The organism is Mesorhizobium album, assembly GCF_033977205.1.
GTDB classification, from domain to species: Bacteria; Pseudomonadota; Alphaproteobacteria; order Rhizobiales; family Rhizobiaceae; genus Mesorhizobium; species Mesorhizobium album.
On the sequence record NZ_JAVIIW010000002.1, the window covers coordinates 140,185 to 157,674 of the forward strand.

Here is a 17,490-nt window from a genome sequence, read left to right on the forward strand (position 1 = left end):
GCATTGGCCATCGGTACCACAACGCTTACCGGAGCATTGTCCTGGATCATCGAGCTTCGGAATGTCAAAACGGATGACGGCATCGGATGGCAGCACCGCTCTGTCAAGACCATCGTACGGCAAAGGACTCAATCCATTCGCAGCGCGCCGGTTTTCTAGTAGGCTGTGGCGAGGCAGGTTTGAGGATCCGGCGTGACGGTAGTCAACGATCGTCTTCTCGAAAGCAAGATGACCAAGGTGGAGCAGGCGCGAGCCTGGAGCCCGCGCGTCATCTCGAAATTCGAGACGCTGATCAGGAGCGCCGACGACCACTCACTCTATCGCGTCAATCCGCTGACCTTTGCTCGCGACCGCGCAATCGCCGAGACTGAAGCAATCGACCTCTTCCTTCACGCCGCCCGCTGTGGGCTATTCGACATGAGCTGGGATGTGCTCTGTCCCCAGTCCGGCATGGTGCTCGATAGTTTCGGCGCCCTGCGCACGCTGAAGACCCACTACGTCTGTGGCCTGTGCGACGTTTCGGGCGACACCGACCTCGACGACTTCATCGAGGTCACCTTCTCGATATCGCCGAAGCTGAGGCGCCTGCCGTACCACGATCCCGAGACGCTGCCTGTCGAGGATTTTCACTGGAAGCTCCACTTCGAACATGACGGGCGGCTGCCGGGGCAAGAGGTTCGCTTCCTTGACGTTCTGCGCGGCTTTGTTCGGGGCATGACGTTTCTGCCGCCCGGCACCACCACAGTGCTCCGCGCCGACCTGGGACCGGGCGCCCTTGCGGGCGTCAACGTTCAGACGCAGGCCGCATTCGCTGTGCCAATATCGGGCGATCCGGTGTTGGCGCCGACACTTCTGAAGATCGATTATGACGGCAAACGCTTCTTGCCGGCGTTGCCCGCTGTGCCACCTGGTCCGATTGTCATTGAGGTAGCGAATAGGGGGGCGGCGCGAGGTTCGTTGCTTGCCATCAACTGGCCGCCCGAGCTTGTCGCGCTGACCACCAAGCCGGCGCTCGATTTCGACCCTTATGTTTCCGGTGGAGCGCTGCTTGCGCGGCAGACCTTTCGCCAGCTCTTCCGGTCCGAACGTGTCGACGAGAAGGAGGGGCTCGGCATCCGGCAGATCACCTTCCTGTTCACGGACCTCAAGGGTTCGACCGCCATGTATGAGCGCCTGGGTGACCTCAACGCCTATGCACTGGTCCGCGAGCATTTCGCTCTGGTCAACGCGGCGGTTCGGCAACATTCCGGAGCGGTGGTCAAGACGATTGGGGATGCGGTGATGGCTGTGTTCTCGCAGCCGTCGGATGCGATTGCGGCTGCGCTCCACATCTTTGAAGAAATCGATCGCTTCAACGGCGACCATGACGGGCCGGGGATCATCCTCAAGATCGGTGCCCACTGTGGACCGTCGATCGCCGTGACGCTCAACGACAACCTCGACTATTTCGGCCAGACCGTGAATGTCGCCGCGCGCGTGCAGTCCTTGGCGGAAGCCGGACAGATCTGCATTTCCGAGGCGCTCCATTCCGCGCCCGGGGTTAGCGAAATGCTTGCCGGCCATAGTGTCGTGGCCTTTGACGCGCCTCTTCGAGGTGTGGAGGGTGACGCAACTGTCTATCGCATTATGCGGGGATAGACACGATTGCGTGCCAACCCCCTTTCGTACTGCCTGGAACCGGAGCTTATGGCGCCCGTCTGGTGAGCGCGGTTTATTCGATCGCGCCCTCGAAGCACCGCGTTCCGCCTTCAACAAGAGCGCTCGCGATCGTGGCGGCGCTTCATGAGACGCGAGTTTCGGAGGCTAGGCTTAAGCGCCGTGAACAGATCGGTAACAGCAGCGGTAACGCCCGTAGCGGATTTAGAAATTCCTAAGGAATTTCAAAACGCTGCATAAACCCTGTTTTAACGCGCCTTTAAACCGCCGCATCTAGTCTGCAACCCGAGCGCCATCGGCACCGGGGACAGACAAGCACAGCGCATGGCGAACCGCAGAGACAGTCGCATCGAACCGAGCTTCGAGGGCGCGCCGCGCGCGAAATCCTCCGACGGCTTTTCGGTCAGCGAGGAGGATCGCGTCGTGCCGGCAAATCGCAAATCCGCAGCGAAACGCAAGTCCGCCAGGGCGAAATCGCGCGGCCGAGATCGCAGCCGTCGCGGGCTGTTTTCCATTTTCGGGCGGCTGCTCTACTGGTGTTTCGTCTTCTGCATCTGGGGCGGCATCGCCGTGGCCGGCGTCGTCGTCTACTACGGCGCCAAGATGCCAGCGGCGACGACCTGGTCGATCCCGGACCGGGCGCCCAACATCAAAATCGTCTCGGTGGACGGCGGGCTGATCGCCAATCGCGGCATGTCGGGCGGCGAGGCCGTCGGCCTGCATGAAATGTCGCCCTATATCCCCGAGGCCGTCGTCGCCATCGAGGACCGCCGCTTCTATTCGCATTTCGGCATCGACCCGATCGGGTTGACGCGCGCCATGGTCACCAATCTGCTCGGCCGCCATTTCTCGCAGGGAGGCTCGACGCTGACGCAGCAGCTGGCCAAGAACCTGTTCCTGACGCCGGACCGCACGCTGGAGCGCAAGGTGCAGGAGGTGCTGCTCGCGCTGTGGCTGGAGCATAAGCACAGCAAGGACCAGATCCTCGAAATGTACCTCAATCGGGTCTATTTCGGATCCGGCGCCTATGGCGTGGAAGCCGCCTCGCGGCGCTATTTCGGCAAGAGCGCGCGCGATGTCTCGCTGTCGGAGGCTGCACTTCTCGCCGGTCTGCTCAAGGCGCCGTCGCGGCTGTCGCCGGCGCGCGACCCGAAGGCAGCGGAAGAGCGCGCGCAGCTCGTGCTCGCCGCCATGCGCGAGGAAGGCAAGATCAGCGACAAAGAGTACAAGGTGGCGCTGAGCGCGCCGGCGACGCGCGCGCCGTCCTACTGGACCGGCTCGGAGAACTATGTCGCCGACACGGTGATGGAAGAGCTTCCGGACCTGATCGGCGACGTGCGCGGCGACATCGTCATCGACACGACCGTCGACTTGACCCTGCAGAAGCTCGCCGAGCAGTCGATCCGCCGGCTGATCGACGAGAGCGGCAAGAAGCTCAACGTCACGCAAGGAGCGCTGGTGTCGATCGACGATTCCGGCGCCGTGCGCGCCATGGTCGGCGGCTACGACTATTCGACCAGCCAATTCGACCGCGCCTCGGAAGCGCGCCGCCAGCCGGGCTCGGCCTTCAAGCCGTTCGTCTACATGGCGGCGCTGGAAGCCGGCCGCACGCCGGACAGCGTGCGCAACGACGCGCCGATCAAAATAGGCAAGTGGACGCCCGACAATTACGGCGGCAAATACTATGGCAAGGTGACGCTGGCCACCGCGCTGGCGAAGTCGCTGAACTCGGTGGCGGCGCAGCTTACCATGGAAGTCGGACCCGACGCGGTGGTCGAGGCGGCGCATCGCATGGGCATCCAATCCGATCTGCAATCGAACACCTCGATCGCGCTCGGCACATCGGAAGTGACGCCGCTCGAGCTGACCGCGGCCTATGTGCCGTTCGCCAATGGCGGCTACAAGCCGGACATCCATTTCATTCGCCGCGTCACCACGGCCAGCGGCAAGGTGCTCTACGAGAACAATGGCGGCAGCGCGCCGCGCGTCCTCAAGGCCGACATCGTCGGCATGATGAACTCGATGATGACGGGCACGGTCGAGGTCGGCACCGCCAAGAAGGCGGCCTTCAACTGGCCCTCGGCCGGCAAGACCGGCACCAGCCAGAATTCACGCGACGCCTGGTTCGTCGGCTACACCGCCAACCTCACAACCGGTGTGTGGTTCGGCAATGACGACGGCAGCCCGATGAAGAAAGTGACCGGCGGCGCCTTGCCGGCGCAGGCCTGGCACGAATTCATGGTGGCGGCGCATGAGGGCGTGCCGGTCCGGCCGCTGCCCGGCACCTGGAAGTCGACGCCGCCCGATACGATCGTGCCGGACGAGATCCCGTCGAGCGATGCCTCGCAGCCGCCGTCGGCGCCGCCCGCCCCGGTCGGCCAGTCGGCGCCTGCGCCTGCACGACAGGCTCGTCCGGCCCAGACCGTCGATGCCAACGGCTTCGATATGCCGAGCGACGGCGGCACCACCGCGTCGGTCGGGCATCCGGTGCCGCCCGGCGATGTCGGCGGCCCGACGAAAAAGCGCCGGACTTCGATCCTCGATATCCTGAGCGGCGGTTAGAGCGGCAACTTCGCCTCTCGCAATGGCTGGCGCGTTCGGCTACATGTCCGGCCGGAGACCAAAGCCATGGCCGAGACCGACACCAGAAAAACCATCGTGCTTACCGGCGCCAGCCGCGGCATCGGCCATGCGACGGTGAAACGCTTCTCGCGCGAAGGCTGGCGCGTCATTACCTGTTCGCGCCAGGCCTTCGCAGAGGATTGTCCCTGGCCGGCCGGCCCCGAAGACCACATCAAGGTCGATCTTGCCGACCAGGAGGATGTCGGCATCGCGATCTCGGAAATCCGTCACCGGCTGGAGGCGCATGGCGGACAGCTGCATGCGCTGGTCAACAATGCCGGCATCTCGCCGAAGCTCAAGGACGGCGGCAGGATGAACTCGATCGACACGCCGATGCATGTCTGGCGCGACGTGTTCCAGGTCAATTTCTTCGCGCCGATCATGCTGGCGCGCGGCCTGTTCAAGGAACTCGCCGCGGCCAAGGGCTCGATCGTCAACGTCACCTCGATCGCCGGCACCAGGGTGCATCCGTTCGCCGGCACCGCCTACGCGACATCGAAGGCCGCGCTGGGTTCGCTGACACGCGAGATGGCGCATGACTTCGGCCCGCACGGCATCCGCGTCAACGCCATCGCGCCGGGCGAGATCGACACGGCGATCTTGTCGCCGGGCACCGACAGGATCGTCGAGACGATCCCGCTAAGGCGCCTCGGCGCCACGTCGGAAGTCGCCGACATCATCTTCTTCCTTTGCTCCGGCCAAGCGTCCTACGTGACCGGTTCGGAAATCCATATCAATGGCGGCCAGCACGTGTGAGCCGGCCAGGCTAACTGTGCTCATCTGGATATCGTGAGAACAGCTTTGCCGCTGATGCTGCGTTGGCGCAGTGCGTCGAGCGCTTGGCCGATGTCTGTCCAGGGTGCGGTCAAGGCCACACGGGTTTCCAGCCGGCCGGCCGCGACTAAGCCAAGCAGCGAGGCGATGTCGGCGCCAATGCCTGAACCGGACGTGTAGTAGGCGAAGGTCTGGAGCCTCGCGCCCTCGTGACCCGGAACGAATTGGCGGAATCCGATCGGCGTCAGCTCGCCGCTGCTCGAACCGAACATGACGATGGTCCCGCCAGGCGCGACGCGTTCGATCGCGTGTGCGAGGCTTTCGCCGCCGACCGACTCGGTGATCAACGAAAACGGACCCTCGGCCAGCTCGATCGACTCGACGACTTGCCTGGCTCCCAGCCCCCGCAGATCCTCGTCGTGACGGGCGGCGGCGACCGCGGTCACGAAGCCGCCCTGCTGATGAGCGATCTGGATCTGGAAACGACCGACCGCACCGCTTGCACCAGTGATCAGGACCCGCTGGCCGGCGAGGTCGCCGCCATGGCGCAACGTCCTTAGCGCCGTCGTGCCCGCCACCGGAAGGGTGGCTGCGGACACGAAGCTGATGCCATCCGGCAGGATGGCGAGACGGTCGGTCGAAACGGCGACGCGTTCGGCCCAACCGGCCTGGTCGACCAAAGCCGCAACCCGGGTGCCCGCGGCGGGTCCGGAACCATCGGCTGCCGCGCGTTCAACAACCCCGACGACATCCTGGCCGGGTATGAAGCCATTCGGACGGATGGCGAGCAGACGCAGTTCGCCGCGGTTCAACGAGGTTGCGTGGACCGAGACAAGCGCCTCGTTCGCCAGGGGCTGAGGTTCCTCGAACTCGGCGAGCCTCAGGCCGGTGGCGCTGTCGGGAGACGTGACCAGGGCGAGCATGGGGACGTACCTTCTTGCTGGTTTGTGGGAAGCCGGCTTCTCCTGGAAGGCAGGGCAAGCCGCCCACTCGAAAGACCCGTCAAGATCACGGGCCGAGGGATGGGTGTGCGCAGCGTCAACACGATCAGCTGTTGCCTGCCACGCGCAAACCGGAGCCTATCGGCTTCCAAGGTTGATGAATTTAGCTATCATGGCGTTTAATCGCTAAAAGCCGTCAATCATGAGGCAACCTCTTCGCTGGCCTTGGCTCGATTTCGACGTCGATAAAGTCGATGCGCCGGCAATTGCCGTGCGCGTCGATGTCACCGAGACCCGGGCGGAGGTGCCCGACCATTGGCATCGCAAAGGCCAGCTCGTCTTCGCATTGGGAGGCGGCGTCACATGCCGCGTTCCCAGCGGCCTGTGGATGGTGCCGCCGCATTGCGGTGTGTGGATTCCGAGCGGCATGGAGCACAGCAACATTGCAACCGCCAACGCCCGGATTTTCTTCGTCTACATCGAGCCCGGTGCTGCCGACTTGCCGGAGCGGTGCTGCACGCTGTCGATCTCGCCGCTGCTGCGCGAACTGATCGTCGAACTGTCCGACTTCGGGCAGGGCGACGCGAGGGGCGAGCTCTTGACCAGGGTCCTGCTCACCGAGTTGCCGCGCATGCCGGTCCAGCAGCTGCATCTGCCGATCTCATCCGAGCCGCGCTTGAGGAAGATCGCCGAAGCGTTGGCGCAAGACCCTGCCGACCGCAGCACGCTGGCGGAATGGGCCAACCGCGTTGCGCTCAGCGAAAGCAGTCTGGCCCGCCTCGTGGCAAAGGAGACAGGCTTGAGCTTCGGGCGTTGGCGCCAGCAATTGCACTTGATCGTCGCCATTCGAGAATTGGCCGCCGGTGCGAGCGTTCAACAGGTCTCGGGCGATCTCGGCTATGGTTCAGTCACTGCCTTCATCACCATGTTCAAGAAGGCGCTTGGGAAGTCTCCGGCAAAATACCTGGGCAGTATCGCTCAAAACGGCGGCTCTGAATTCGTGGCGTGATCAATCGCCTGCGGACGGTCGGCTGAGATCGGCCGTGCAGCCTGTCGCCAGTCGGCCAGTGCGACCAACACGCATGACCGTGCAGGTCCGGCTCAGGCGGCTGATGGCTCAGCGGCTGGCGGTTTGCGTCCAATCACCTCTTCGACGATGCCGCGTGCGATCTCGCGTTCGCCCATGATCACGGTGTCGGCTCCGAGCCCCTTCAGATGCTCGACCTCGGCATCGGAATGGGCTCGCGCAATGACGCTTATCGCCGGATTGGCGGCGCGGGCCCTTAGCACGATCTGTCCGGCCTCGAAGGCATTGGGGATGGCAAGGATCAGCCGTGTCGCGCCTTCCGGATTGGCGGACGAAAAGACGTCCGCATCGGCGGCATTGCCGGCGACGGTTTCGATGCCGTCCGCCTTGAGTTTCGCCAGCGTCTTTTGGGCATCCTCGATGACCAGGAAGGGCAGGGCGGCTTGTTTCAGCGCAGCACCCACGAGGCTGCCGACGCGGCCATAGCCGATCAGGATGGAATGGTCGGTCTGCGCGGTCCGTAGCGGCGGGCCGTCCTCTTTCTCCGAAGCCGTTACCGAAGCCACCTGACCCGGCGCCGTCGCTGGGCCAATCGGTCCTGCTTCCTCGGGCGCGGCGGCCTTGCCGGCGCGCTTCTCTAGCCACGGCTTCATCCGGTCGACGAAGATGAACATCAGCGGGTTGAGCAGGATCGACAGGATCGCGCCGGCGAGGATCAGGTCGCGGCCCTGCTCGGGCAGCAGCTTCAGCCCGACGCCGAGCTCGGCCAGGATGAAGGAGAATTCGCCGATCTGGGCAAGGCTCGCCGAAATCATCAGCGCCGTGGCGATCGGATGGCGGAAGGCGATGACGATGACGAAGGCGGCAAGCGACTTGCCGATGACGATGATGGCAAGCGTAGCAAGTATAGGCAGGCCGTTGCTGAGGAGGCTGAACGGGTCGAACAGCATGCCGACCGAGACGAAGAACAGCACCGAAAAAGCATCGCGCAGCGGCAGCGATTCCTCGGCCGCGCGGTGGCTGAGCTCGGACTCGCTCATGATCATGCCGGCGAAGAAGGCGCCGAGCGCCAGCGAGACGCCAAACAGTTTTGCCGCGCCGAAGGCGACACCGAGCGCGATGGCGAGTACCGAGAGCCGGAACAGCTCGCGCGAGCCGGTATGGGCGACATAATGCAGGGTCCAGGGGATGACCCTGCGGCCGACGACCAGCATGACGACGACGAAGGCTGCGACCTTGGCCAATGTCACGCCGACGACGCCCCATATGCCGTAGCTCGCAGGCAGCGAGAGCAGGCTCGAATGGTCGACGGCCTGCGGCTGGCCGCCCAGCACGCCGGCCAAAGCCGGCAGCAGCACCAGCGCCAGCACCATCGCCAGATCCTCGACGATCAGCCAGCCGACCGCGATGCGACCGCGCTCGGTCTCGATCAGCCGCCGCTCCTGCATGGCGCGCAGCAGCACCACGGTCGAGGCGACGGACAATGCGAGGCCAAAGACCAGGCCGGCGCCCAAGGACCAGCCGAGCAGCCAGGCAAGCCCGACGCCGAGCAGCGTGGCAAAGCCGATCTGCACGACGGCGCCGGGCACGGCAATCGCACGAACCGACAGCAGGTCCTTCAGCGAGAAATGCAGGCCGACGCCGAACATCAGCAGGATGACGCCGATCTCCGCGAGCTCGTTGGCGAGGCCGGCATCGGCGACGAAGCCTGGCGTGTTCGGCCCGACCAGCACGCCGGCCACCAGATAGCCGACGAGCGGTGGGATGCGGAAACGGTTAGCCAAAGCTCCAAAGACGAAAGCAAGCCCCAAACCGGCGACGATGGTGGCGATAAGGGGCGTGTCATGCGGCATTGTCTATGGGGCGCCTTTCGAAGATCTCGATATCGGTCGGCGCTCGCCGAGGCTGTCGCCTTCGGCAATATGGTGGAGGGCGAGGCGATGACGCAACCGCTGTCACGCAGAAATCCGTGCCGAGAACGGCACTGAGGAAGAAACCGCAAAGAAATCGCAATCGGCTGCCGCGCGGTCGGTCGCCGCCCAACCCCGATGCGTTCGGCGGCCTTTCGCAGTCCGGCTCAGGCCGCCTGGAGCAGCTTCTCGATCTCGGAGACGGTGTGGTTCGTCAGCGTCTTCGGTATCTGCGCCTTCACCTTGTCGCAGACCTCCTTGTGCAGCTTCAGCCGGATCTCGCCCAGCACCTGGGGCGGCGCGATCAGCACGACCTCCTCGAACGCGCCCCGGTGCGCAAGCTTGTAGAGCCGCCCCGCTATATTGTCGGCAAAGCGTTCCTTGCCGATACGGTGCCAGTCGGTTTCCTCGATAGCGCTGCGGGGGCCGGCCGCCTCATTGTATCGGCCCGGTTTGTCCGTGCCTTGCTCACGAGTGGCAGGGTTTTCCTGCTCCATCTCCTGGACGACCTGCAGGTCTGGATGTCTGGTGTCCCCCCGGTTGCGAAGGAAAAGCGCCTTTTCGCCGTCTGCTACGATGACCCAAAGGCCACGTTTCAGAGTAATGCTCATGGTGCTCCTCCTTTTCAGCTTGCGGGCCTGTCGATCAGGCTTCAAAAATGCGGTCTGCCGGCAGGGATGAGATCGCTAGCCAAACGTGCCGCCGAGCCCGATTGTTCCAGCCGACCACGACTGCTCGATCGTCTGCTGCAAGGCGTATCGAGCGGCCGCTCGGCGAGGATACAGCTTTAATCTACTAACTTAGTAGAAATTAGAAAAAACCGTTTTGCCGCCTTGGCCGAGCGGCGCTAAAAAATATGCCAGATCAATGGGTGCCGGCAAGGCGTCTGGCCGCCTTGATCTCCGGCATAGAATTTTTTTCTCCTGCCTTTCGCAGTTGCGAAAAAGCGATTGCCTGCCATCGAGGGATGCGCGAGTGCTTGCCTTCTGGTTTTTGCCGCGTCCGCATAAAACTGCCAGACTGTTATCGTATTTGCTATCGCCATGTCGCAAGCCAACGCCAAGCTCAATGCCTTCCCCGTCTTCATCCGGGTCGACGGCGAAGCTGTGGCCATCGTCGGCAACGGCGAGGGAGCGCTTGCCAAGGCCAGGTTGCTTGCGCAGTCAAACGCGACGCTGCGCATCATCGCCGACGATGCCGATCCCGAACTTTTGAATTTCATCGCGACCGCCCGTGCCGTTCATGTCGATGCTGCCTATGATGCCGCGCATCTCGAAGGCGCGGCCATGGTGTTTGCCGCCAGCGGCGACGAGGCGCTCGACCGCCGCGTCGTGGAGGACGCACGCCGGCTGGGCATCCCGGTCAACGCCGTGGACCGGCCGGAACTCTGCGATTTCTTCACCCCGGCATTGGTGAACCGGGCGCCAGTGGCCATTGCCATCGGCACCGAGGGCGCCGGGCCGGTCCTGGCGCAGATGCTGCGCGTACGCATCGACCGCATGCTGTCGCCGTCACTCGGCCGGCTAGCGGCCCTGGCGGCTTCATTGCGCACTGCTGCCGAGCGGCTGCCGAAGGGCAATCGCCGCCGTCGCTTCTGGAGCGATTTCTTCGCCGGCGCTCCGGCCAAGGCCATCGAAGCCGGAGAGTTCGCCAGGGCGCATGATGCGGCGCTCGACCTTCTTGCCGCCAACGCGCCGGCAGCGGGCCATATCGCGCTGGTCGGCGCCGGCCCGGGCGCGGAGGACCTTTTGACGCTGCGTGCCCACCGGCTGCTGATGGAAGCGGACGCGATCGTCTACGACGCGCTGGTGCCGGAAGGGATCGTCGCCATAGGCCGCCGCGATGCCGAGCGCCTGCCCGTCGGTAAGCGCAAGGGCTGTCATTCCAAGAGCCAGGAACAGATCAACGCGCTGCTCATCGAGCTCGGCCGCGCCGGTAAACGCGTGGTGCGGCTGAAGTCCGGCGACCCGCTGGTGTTCGGCCGGGCGGGCGAGGAAATGGCGGCACTTCGCGAGGCGGGCGTCGCCTATGAGGTGGTTCCGGGCGTCACTGCCGCCTTCGCCGCGGCAGCCGATTTCGAACTGCCGCTGACGCTGCGCGGCGTGACGTCCTCGATGGTGTTCACCACCGGGCACGACCTCAAGGGCAACTCGCTGCCCGACTGGGCAAGGCTCGCCATCTCCGGGGCAACCGTCGCCGTCTATATGGGCCGCTCGGTTGCCGCCGAGGTCGCCGGCCGGCTGATCGAAGCGGGGCTGTCGCCCGACACGGCGGTCGCCGTCGTTGAGAATGCCAGCCTCGGCAACCGCCGCCGCTTCCACGGCACGCTGGCCGACCTGCCGTCGCTCGAAGCTCGTGCCGATCTGACCGGCCCGGTCATGACGATCATCGGCGACGCTGTCGCCGGCGCCAATTTCGACCGATCCGAGCCGCTCGCGGCACATATGCATGAAGATACGGCCAGTGTTACGGCCGAGGGAGTTCAGCAATGAAGGTTCTGACCGCGAACAGGCTCTCCGACGGAATCGCCGTCTGGTACGCCGACGGCGGCTGGGCGGAAACAATCGGCCATGCCGACCTTGCCCACGACAAGGCGGCGGAAGACCGGCTGGAAGCGATCGGCGCCGCGGCGGCCGCCAACAATGAGGTGGTCGACGTGAACCTGATCGACGTCACCGTGGTCAACGGATTGGTTGAGCCGGTGCGGCTGCGCGAGAAGATCCGCGCCGCGGGTCCCACCATCCGCACCGATATCGGCAAGCAGGCGAGCCCCCCACCGGCCCGGGCGGCATAGTTCAAGGAAGAGGGCGGACGCGCCCCGGAAGACGAAGCATGTACCGTTACGACGAGTTCGACCACGATTTCGTAAAGGCCCGCGTCGCAGAGTTCAGCGACCAGGTGCAGCGCCGGCTTGCCGGTGAGATCACCGAGGACCAGTTCCGGCCGCTCAGGCTGATGAACGGCGTCTATCTGCAGCTGCATGCCTATATGCTGCGCATCGCCGTGCCCTACGGCACGCTGAACAGCAGGCAATTGCGCATGCTCGGCCATATCGCCCGCAAATACGACAAGGGCTACGGGCATTTCACCACGCGCCAGAACATCCAGTTCAACTGGCCGGCGCTGTCCGACATCCCGGCGATCCTCGCCGATCTCGCGAGTGTCGAGATGCATGCCATCCAGACCAGCGGCAACTGCATCCGCAACGTCACCGCTGACCATTTCGCGGGTGCGGCCGCCGACGAGGTCGCCGATCCGCGCCCCTACGCGGAAATCCTGCGCCAGTGGTCTTCGGTGCATCCGGAGTTCTCGTACCTGCCGCGCAAGTTCAAGATCGCGGTGACCGGTGCCGAGCGCGACCGCGCCGCCATCCAGACGCACGACATCGGTCTGCACCTGAAGAAGGACGCGGCCGGCGAGCTTGGCTTTGCCGTCTATGTCGGCGGCGGCCAGGGCCGCACGCCGATGGTCGCCAAGAAGATCCGCGACTTCCTGCCGGAAGCCGAGCTGTTGTCCTACTGCACGGCGATCCTGCGCGTTTACAACCTTTATGGCCGCCGCGACAACAAGTTCAAGGCGCGCATCAAGATCCTCGTCCACGAGACCGGCGTGGAGGAAATCACCCGCCAGATCGAAGCCGAATGGCAGGAACTGAAGGACGCTGAGCTGAAGCTACCTGACGCCGACATCCAGGCGATCAATGCCTATTTCGCGCCGCCGGCATTGCCGGACCGGCCGGAGGGCGATGCGCTGGTCAAGCAGGCGCGACTCGATTCCAGGAGCTTCTCGGAGTGGCTCGACCAGAACGTGGTGACGCATCGCCACCCCGACTATGCGGCGGTGACCATCTCGCTCAAGGGCATCGGCGAGGTACCCGGCGACGCCAGCGACAGCCAGATGGAGGCGGTCGCCGACATCGCGGAGAAATACGCTTTCGACGAGCTGCGCGTCAGCCACGAGCAGAATGTCATCCTGCCGCATGTTGCGCGCGCCGACCTCAAGGCGGTCTATGACGCGCTGGTCGAGATCGGGCTGGCGACGGCCAATTCCAACCTGATCAGCGACATCATTTCCTGCCCGGGTCTCGACTATTGCGCGCTGGCCACGGCACGCTCCATCCCGGTGGCGCAGGAAATCTCGCGCCGCTTCGCCTCGCTGGAGCGGCAGCGCGAGATCGGCGAGTTGAAGCTGAAGATCTCCGGCTGCATCAATGCCTGCGGCCACCACCATGTCGGCCACATCGGCATCCTCGGCGTCGAGAAGAAGGGCACCGAGCTCTACCAGGTGACGCTCGGCGGCTCGGCCGACGAGAACACGTCGGTCGGCGAGATCGTCGGCCCCGGCTTCTCCTCGGAAGAGATCACCGATGCCATCGAGCAGATCGTCGAAACCTATCTCGGCCTTCGGCTCAATCCCGATGAACGTTTTATCGACGCCTACCGCCGTGTCGGTCCCGCGCCGTTCAAGGAGGCGCTCTATGCTGGCGAAACCAAGGCCGCTTGACCGGATCGGCGGCGTCGAGGCCGGCGTTGCCGCGGAAGCGGCGGGGCTCGACGCGCTGCTCGGCCATCTGAAGCCGATCGAGATCATTGAGCGCTCGCTGCGCGAATCCTTCCGTGGCGAGATCGCCGCCGTGTCGTCCTTCGGCGCGGATTCGGCGGTGCTGCTCCACATGATCGCCGAGATCGACCGCTCGCTGCCGGTGATCTTCCTCGACACCGGCAAGCATTTCGAGGAAACGCTGGACTATCGCGACGCGCTGGTCGCCGATTTCGGCCTGACCGATGTCAGGGTCATCAAGCCGGACGAGGCGGCGCTCGAACGCGTCGATCCGACCGGCCGGCTGCATGAGACCGACACCGACGCCTGCTGCAATGTGCGCAAGGTCGAGCCGTTGGCGCGCGGCGTCGAGCCGTTCCGCGCCTGGTTCACCGGGCGCAAGCGCTTCCAGGCTTCGACGCGCGCGGCACTTCCGGTTTTCGAGGCGGTCGGCACGCGCATCCGCATCAATCCGCTGGCGCACTGGACGACGTCGGACCAGGCCGACTACATGCGCGCCCACGTACTGCGCGAAAATCCACTGGTCGCCTATGGCTATCTCTCGATCGGCTGCTTCCCGTGCACGCAGCCGGTGCAGCCCGGCGAGGATGCGCGCAGCGGCCGCTGGGCAGGGCACGCCAAGACCGAGTGCGGCATCCACCTGTCGGGGCTGGAGAAATCGCTGACCGACGCATCGCTTTAGGGTATGTTGATATTCAGGTGAGGCCGGCCTGCAAACGGCGGTTTCCTGCGCTTCCGGTGCTCACGTACTATAGTACGCTCCGCTCCGGTTCTCGGAAGCCACCGTTTTCGGTTCGGCCTGACCTAAATCTCAACACGCCCTGGGCGTTCTTTGAGCTTTAGGAATTCCTTGATGACTGAACTGACCAAACCGGAAACCCGACTCTGGACCCCGAAGGGTTTTCGCGAGGATGACTGGACGCACTCCGAGAGCGCCGAGGCGCTTGCCGGAAATGGCCGCTTCATCCTGCCGCTGCAAGCCTTCCTCGCGCTCGATGACGACACCCGCAGGTCGGCCAAGGAGCGCATAGGCGTGCTGTTGCTGCCCGGCGACGAGCTCGACAAGATCGTCGGCCTGCTCGACCAGCTGTCGCTGGTGGCGCTTGCCTTCCCGGCGTTCAATGACGGGCGCTCCTTCTCCAAGGGCGAGCTCCTGCGCACCCGGCATAACTTCAAGGGCGCAGTCCGTGCCACCGGCCAGGTGCTGGTCGACCAGCTGCCGCATATGCTGAGGCTCGGCTTCGACGAGTTCGAAGTCTCCAATCCGGTGCTCCTGAAGCGGCTGGAGGAAGGCCGCACCGGCGGGCTGCCGGTCTATTACCAGCCGGCCGTGGAGCCGGAGGCCAAGGGGCCGAAATATTCCTGGCGGCGCAAGCGCCCCGGCTGACGCAGCGGCATCTTTACAAGGCATTCGCGCAAGTCTTCTCTCCAAGAACGGACGGAAACATCCGCCGGGGAGGGGACCATGCGCTACGACTATGTCATCGCCGGAGGCGGCTCCGCCGGCTGCACACTTGCCGCCAGGCTTTCCGAGGATCCATCGAAGACGGTGTGCCTGATCGAAGCGGGAGGCGACGGCAAGGATTTGCTCATCCGCGCGCCGGCGGGCATCATCGCGCTGCTGCCGGGCAGGCCGAAGATCAACAACTGGGCCTTCCAGACCGTGCCGCAAGAAGGTCTCAATGGCCGCAGGGGCTATCAGCCGCGCGGCAAGGCATTGGGCGGCTGCAGCGCCATCAACGCTATGCTTTATACGCGGGGTCATCGCCGCGACTATGACGAATGGGCCGATCTCGGCTGCGACGGCTGGTCGTGGGATGAGGTGCTTCCCTATTTCCGGCGCGCCGAGGGCAACCAGCGCGGCACTGATGCGCTGCATGGCGGAGAGGGGCCGCTCAGGGTTGCCGAGCAGCAGGAGCCGCGCCCGATCGCAAGAGCGTTTGTCGAGGCTTGCGGCGAAAACCAGATCAGGCGCAACGACGACTTCAACGGGCCGGAGCAGGAAGGGGCGGGGCTTTACCAAGTCACGCAGTTCTGGGGCGAGCGCCGCAACGGCGAGCGCTGCTCGGCGGCCGCCGCCTATTTGCATCCGGCGGTCGGGCGGCCGAACCTCACCGTCGTCACCGGCGCACACGCGACAGGCATCGTGCTCGACGGCAAGCGCGCCAAGGGTGTGCGATATCGTATCGGCAAGAACGAGGCCCTGGCGGAAGCGAGACGAGAGGTGATCCTTTGCGGCGGAGCCTTCGGCTCGCCGCAACTGCTTCTGCTCTCCGGCATCGGTCCGGCAGTCGAGCTTGCCGCGCACGGCATTCCGCTCGTCCACGAATTGTCCGGCGTCGGCAGGAACCTGCAGGATCATCTCGATTTCATCTTAGCCTGGAGGTCGCGGGAGACGGATTTGATGGGGATCGGCCTGCGCGGCATGCCGGGGCTGGTCAAGCACATGCTGCGCTGGCGCAAGGATGGCACAGGCATGATCGCCACGCCTTATGCCGAAGCCGGCGCCTTCCTCAAATCCGATCCGGCGGTCGAGCGTCCCGACCTGCAATTGCATTTTTGCATCGCCATCGTCGACGACCATGCCCGCAAGCTGCATATGGGCTACGGCTTTTCCTGTCATGTCTGCGTGCTGAGACCCTATTCGCGCGGCGAGGTGGGGCTTTCCAGCGCGGATCCACTGGCGCCGCCACGCATCGATCCGCGGTTCCTGGAGGACGGGCGCGATGCCGAGCTTCTGCTCAAGGGGGTGCGGATGATGCGCGCTATTTTGGAGGCGCCGGCATTGGCAAAGTATCGCCATAAGGAAATCTACACCGCCGGCGCTTCCAGCGACGCCGACCTGATGGCGCATATCAGGGCGCGTGCCGACACGATCTATCACCCTGCCGGAACCTGCAAGATGGGCGTCGACGACATGGCCGTGGTCGACCCGAAGCTCAAGGTTCGCGGGCTGGAGGGGCTGCGCGTGGTCGACGCCTCGGTGATGCCGACCTTGATCGGCGGCAACACCAATGCGCCGACGATCATGATCGCCGAGAAGGCCGCGGACATGATCCGGGCGGCTGCCTGATCTTTCGATGCTTGGTAGGACCAGCTTCTTCGATTTTGCCTCTGCCGAGCCTGACTCGGGGACGCAATCGCGGGATCGAATCCATCTGGTCAGACCACTTGCGCGATTTGCTCTTCCCCTCCCGCCGTCTTGCCCTTAGGATGGGGTTATTATTTTGGACCCCGAAATAAATAGCCAGCTAAGGGAGGAACCGGCATGGCAGGCAAGAAGATATTGATGCTCGTTGGCGAGTTCAGCGAGGAATATGAGATTTTCGTCTTTGAGCAGGCAATGCATGCGGTCGGCCACACCGTCCATGTCGTCTGCCCGGACAAGAAGGCTGGCGACGTGCTCAAGACCTCGCTGCACGACTTCGAGGGCCATCAGACCTATACCGAGAAGCTCGGCCACGACTACATCCTCAACAAGACTTTCGCCGAGGTGAATCCCGCCGACTATGACGCGGTCTACGCGGCGGGTGGGCGCGGGCCGGAATATATCCGCATCGACAGGCGCGTGCAGGCGCTGGTCAGGCATTTCCACGAGACCGGCAAGCCGATCTTCACCATCTGCCACGGCGTGCAGATCCTGATTGCCGTCGACGGCGTGGTGCGCGGTAGGCAAGTGGCAGCGCTGCACTACTGCGAGCCCGAAGTGACGCTCGCCGGCGGCACCTATATCGACGTTGCCCCGACCGGTGCGCACGTCGACGGCAATCTGGTTTCGGCCAAGGGATGGCCCGGCCTTGCCGCCTTCATGCGGGAATGCCTGAAGGTGCTCGGCACGGAGATCCACCATGGCGAGGCGCTGATGCGCGACGAGCGCAAGGCAGCTTAAAAGCGCGTCGCGCTGAAACGGATTCAGGTGACGCGCTTTAAGTTTTTGTATTTACGCATGTCGCCCAAAACCGCTACGCACTTTTGGGCGGCATGCGTTAGAGCGGTTCAC

Annotated in this window: 14 protein-coding genes; 11 read left to right on the plus strand and 3 right to left on the minus strand. The window is 64.4% G+C overall.

Features of this window, described 5'->3' with window-relative positions; translation table 11 throughout:
- Positions 1–192: 192 nt before the first annotated feature.
- The 3 genes from RFN28_RS02405 to RFN28_RS02415 all read left to right on the plus strand — a co-directional run bounded on the left by RFN28_RS02405 (position 193) and on the right by RFN28_RS02415 (position 5,034).
- Entirely contained in the window at positions 193–1,638 is a 1,446-nt protein-coding gene (locus RFN28_RS02405; protein ID WP_320285771.1) for an adenylate/guanylate cyclase domain-containing protein, read from the plus strand.
- A gap of 342 nt (positions 1,639–1,980) precedes the next feature.
- A complete protein-coding gene (locus RFN28_RS02410) occupies positions 1,981–4,218 on the plus strand; it encodes a transglycosylase domain-containing protein (RefSeq protein ID WP_320285772.1) in 2,238 nt (745 codons plus the stop codon).
- Positions 4,219–4,284: 66 nt separating this feature from the next.
- Positions 4,285–5,034: an SDR family NAD(P)-dependent oxidoreductase gene (locus RFN28_RS02415; RefSeq protein WP_320285773.1), complete on the plus strand. Its 750-nt coding sequence runs from the start codon at positions 4,285–4,287 to the stop codon at positions 5,032–5,034.
- Between the two features lie 20 nt (positions 5,035–5,054).
- Here RFN28_RS02415 and RFN28_RS02420 read toward each other — a convergent pair whose 3' ends face one another.
- Positions 5,055–5,975: a zinc-binding dehydrogenase gene (locus RFN28_RS02420; protein ID WP_320285774.1), complete on the minus strand. Its 921-nt coding sequence runs from the start codon at positions 5,973–5,975 to the stop codon at positions 5,055–5,057.
- Positions 5,976–6,195: 220 nt separating this feature from the next.
- On the opposite strand from RFN28_RS02420, the gene RFN28_RS02425 reads away from it, so the two are divergent.
- Positions 6,196–7,002, plus strand: a complete 807-nt coding sequence (locus tag RFN28_RS02425; protein WP_320285775.1) for an AraC family transcriptional regulator — start codon at positions 6,196–6,198, stop codon at positions 7,000–7,002.
- 92 nt (positions 7,003–7,094) lie between these two features.
- Here RFN28_RS02425 and ybaL read toward each other — a convergent pair whose 3' ends face one another.
- Both ybaL and RFN28_RS02435 read right to left on the minus strand, forming a co-directional pair.
- Entirely contained in the window at positions 7,095–8,873 is a 1,779-nt protein-coding gene (ybaL, locus tag RFN28_RS02430) for a YbaL family putative K(+) efflux transporter (protein ID WP_320285776.1), read from the minus strand.
- A 224-nt stretch (positions 8,874–9,097) separates the two neighbouring features.
- A complete protein-coding gene (locus RFN28_RS02435) occupies positions 9,098–9,541 on the minus strand; it encodes a baeRF12 domain-containing protein (RefSeq protein ID WP_320285777.1) in 444 nt (147 codons plus the stop codon).
- 432 nt (positions 9,542–9,973) lie between these two features.
- Between RFN28_RS02435 and cysG the strand changes: the two genes are divergently transcribed.
- The 7 genes from cysG to RFN28_RS02470 all read left to right on the plus strand — a co-directional run bounded on the left by cysG (position 9,974) and on the right by RFN28_RS02470 (position 17,379).
- Entirely contained in the window at positions 9,974–11,422 is a 1,449-nt protein-coding gene (gene cysG / locus RFN28_RS02440; RefSeq protein ID WP_320285778.1) for a siroheme synthase CysG, read from the plus strand.
- Complete coding sequence (locus RFN28_RS02445; protein ID WP_320285779.1) at positions 11,419–11,724, plus strand: DUF2849 domain-containing protein; 306 nt, start codon at positions 11,419–11,421, stop codon at positions 11,722–11,724. The genes cysG and RFN28_RS02445 overlap by 4 nt, the downstream gene beginning before the upstream one ends.
- A 38-nt stretch (positions 11,725–11,762) precedes the next feature.
- Positions 11,763–13,433: a nitrite/sulfite reductase gene (locus RFN28_RS02450; protein ID WP_320285780.1), complete on the plus strand. Its 1,671-nt coding sequence runs from the start codon at positions 11,763–11,765 to the stop codon at positions 13,431–13,433.
- Positions 13,408–14,172, plus strand: coding sequence for a phosphoadenylyl-sulfate reductase (locus RFN28_RS02455; protein ID WP_320285781.1), 765 nt, complete (start codon positions 13,408–13,410; stop codon positions 14,170–14,172). The genes RFN28_RS02450 and RFN28_RS02455 overlap by 26 nt, the downstream gene beginning before the upstream one ends.
- A gap of 171 nt (positions 14,173–14,343) precedes the next feature.
- Complete coding sequence (locus tag RFN28_RS02460) at positions 14,344–14,877, plus strand: DUF934 domain-containing protein (protein ID WP_320285782.1); 534 nt, start codon at positions 14,344–14,346, stop codon at positions 14,875–14,877.
- Between the two features lie 78 nt (positions 14,878–14,955).
- The gene (locus tag RFN28_RS02465) at positions 14,956–16,563 is read left to right on the plus strand and encodes a GMC family oxidoreductase (RefSeq protein ID WP_320285783.1); all 1,608 of its coding nucleotides are present in this window, start codon (positions 14,956–14,958) and stop codon (positions 16,561–16,563) included.
- A 195-nt stretch (positions 16,564–16,758) separates the two neighbouring features.
- Positions 16,759–17,379: a DJ-1/PfpI family protein gene (locus tag RFN28_RS02470; RefSeq protein ID WP_320285784.1), complete on the plus strand. Its 621-nt coding sequence runs from the start codon at positions 16,759–16,761 to the stop codon at positions 17,377–17,379.
- The last annotated feature ends 111 nt before the right edge of the window (positions 17,380–17,490 follow it).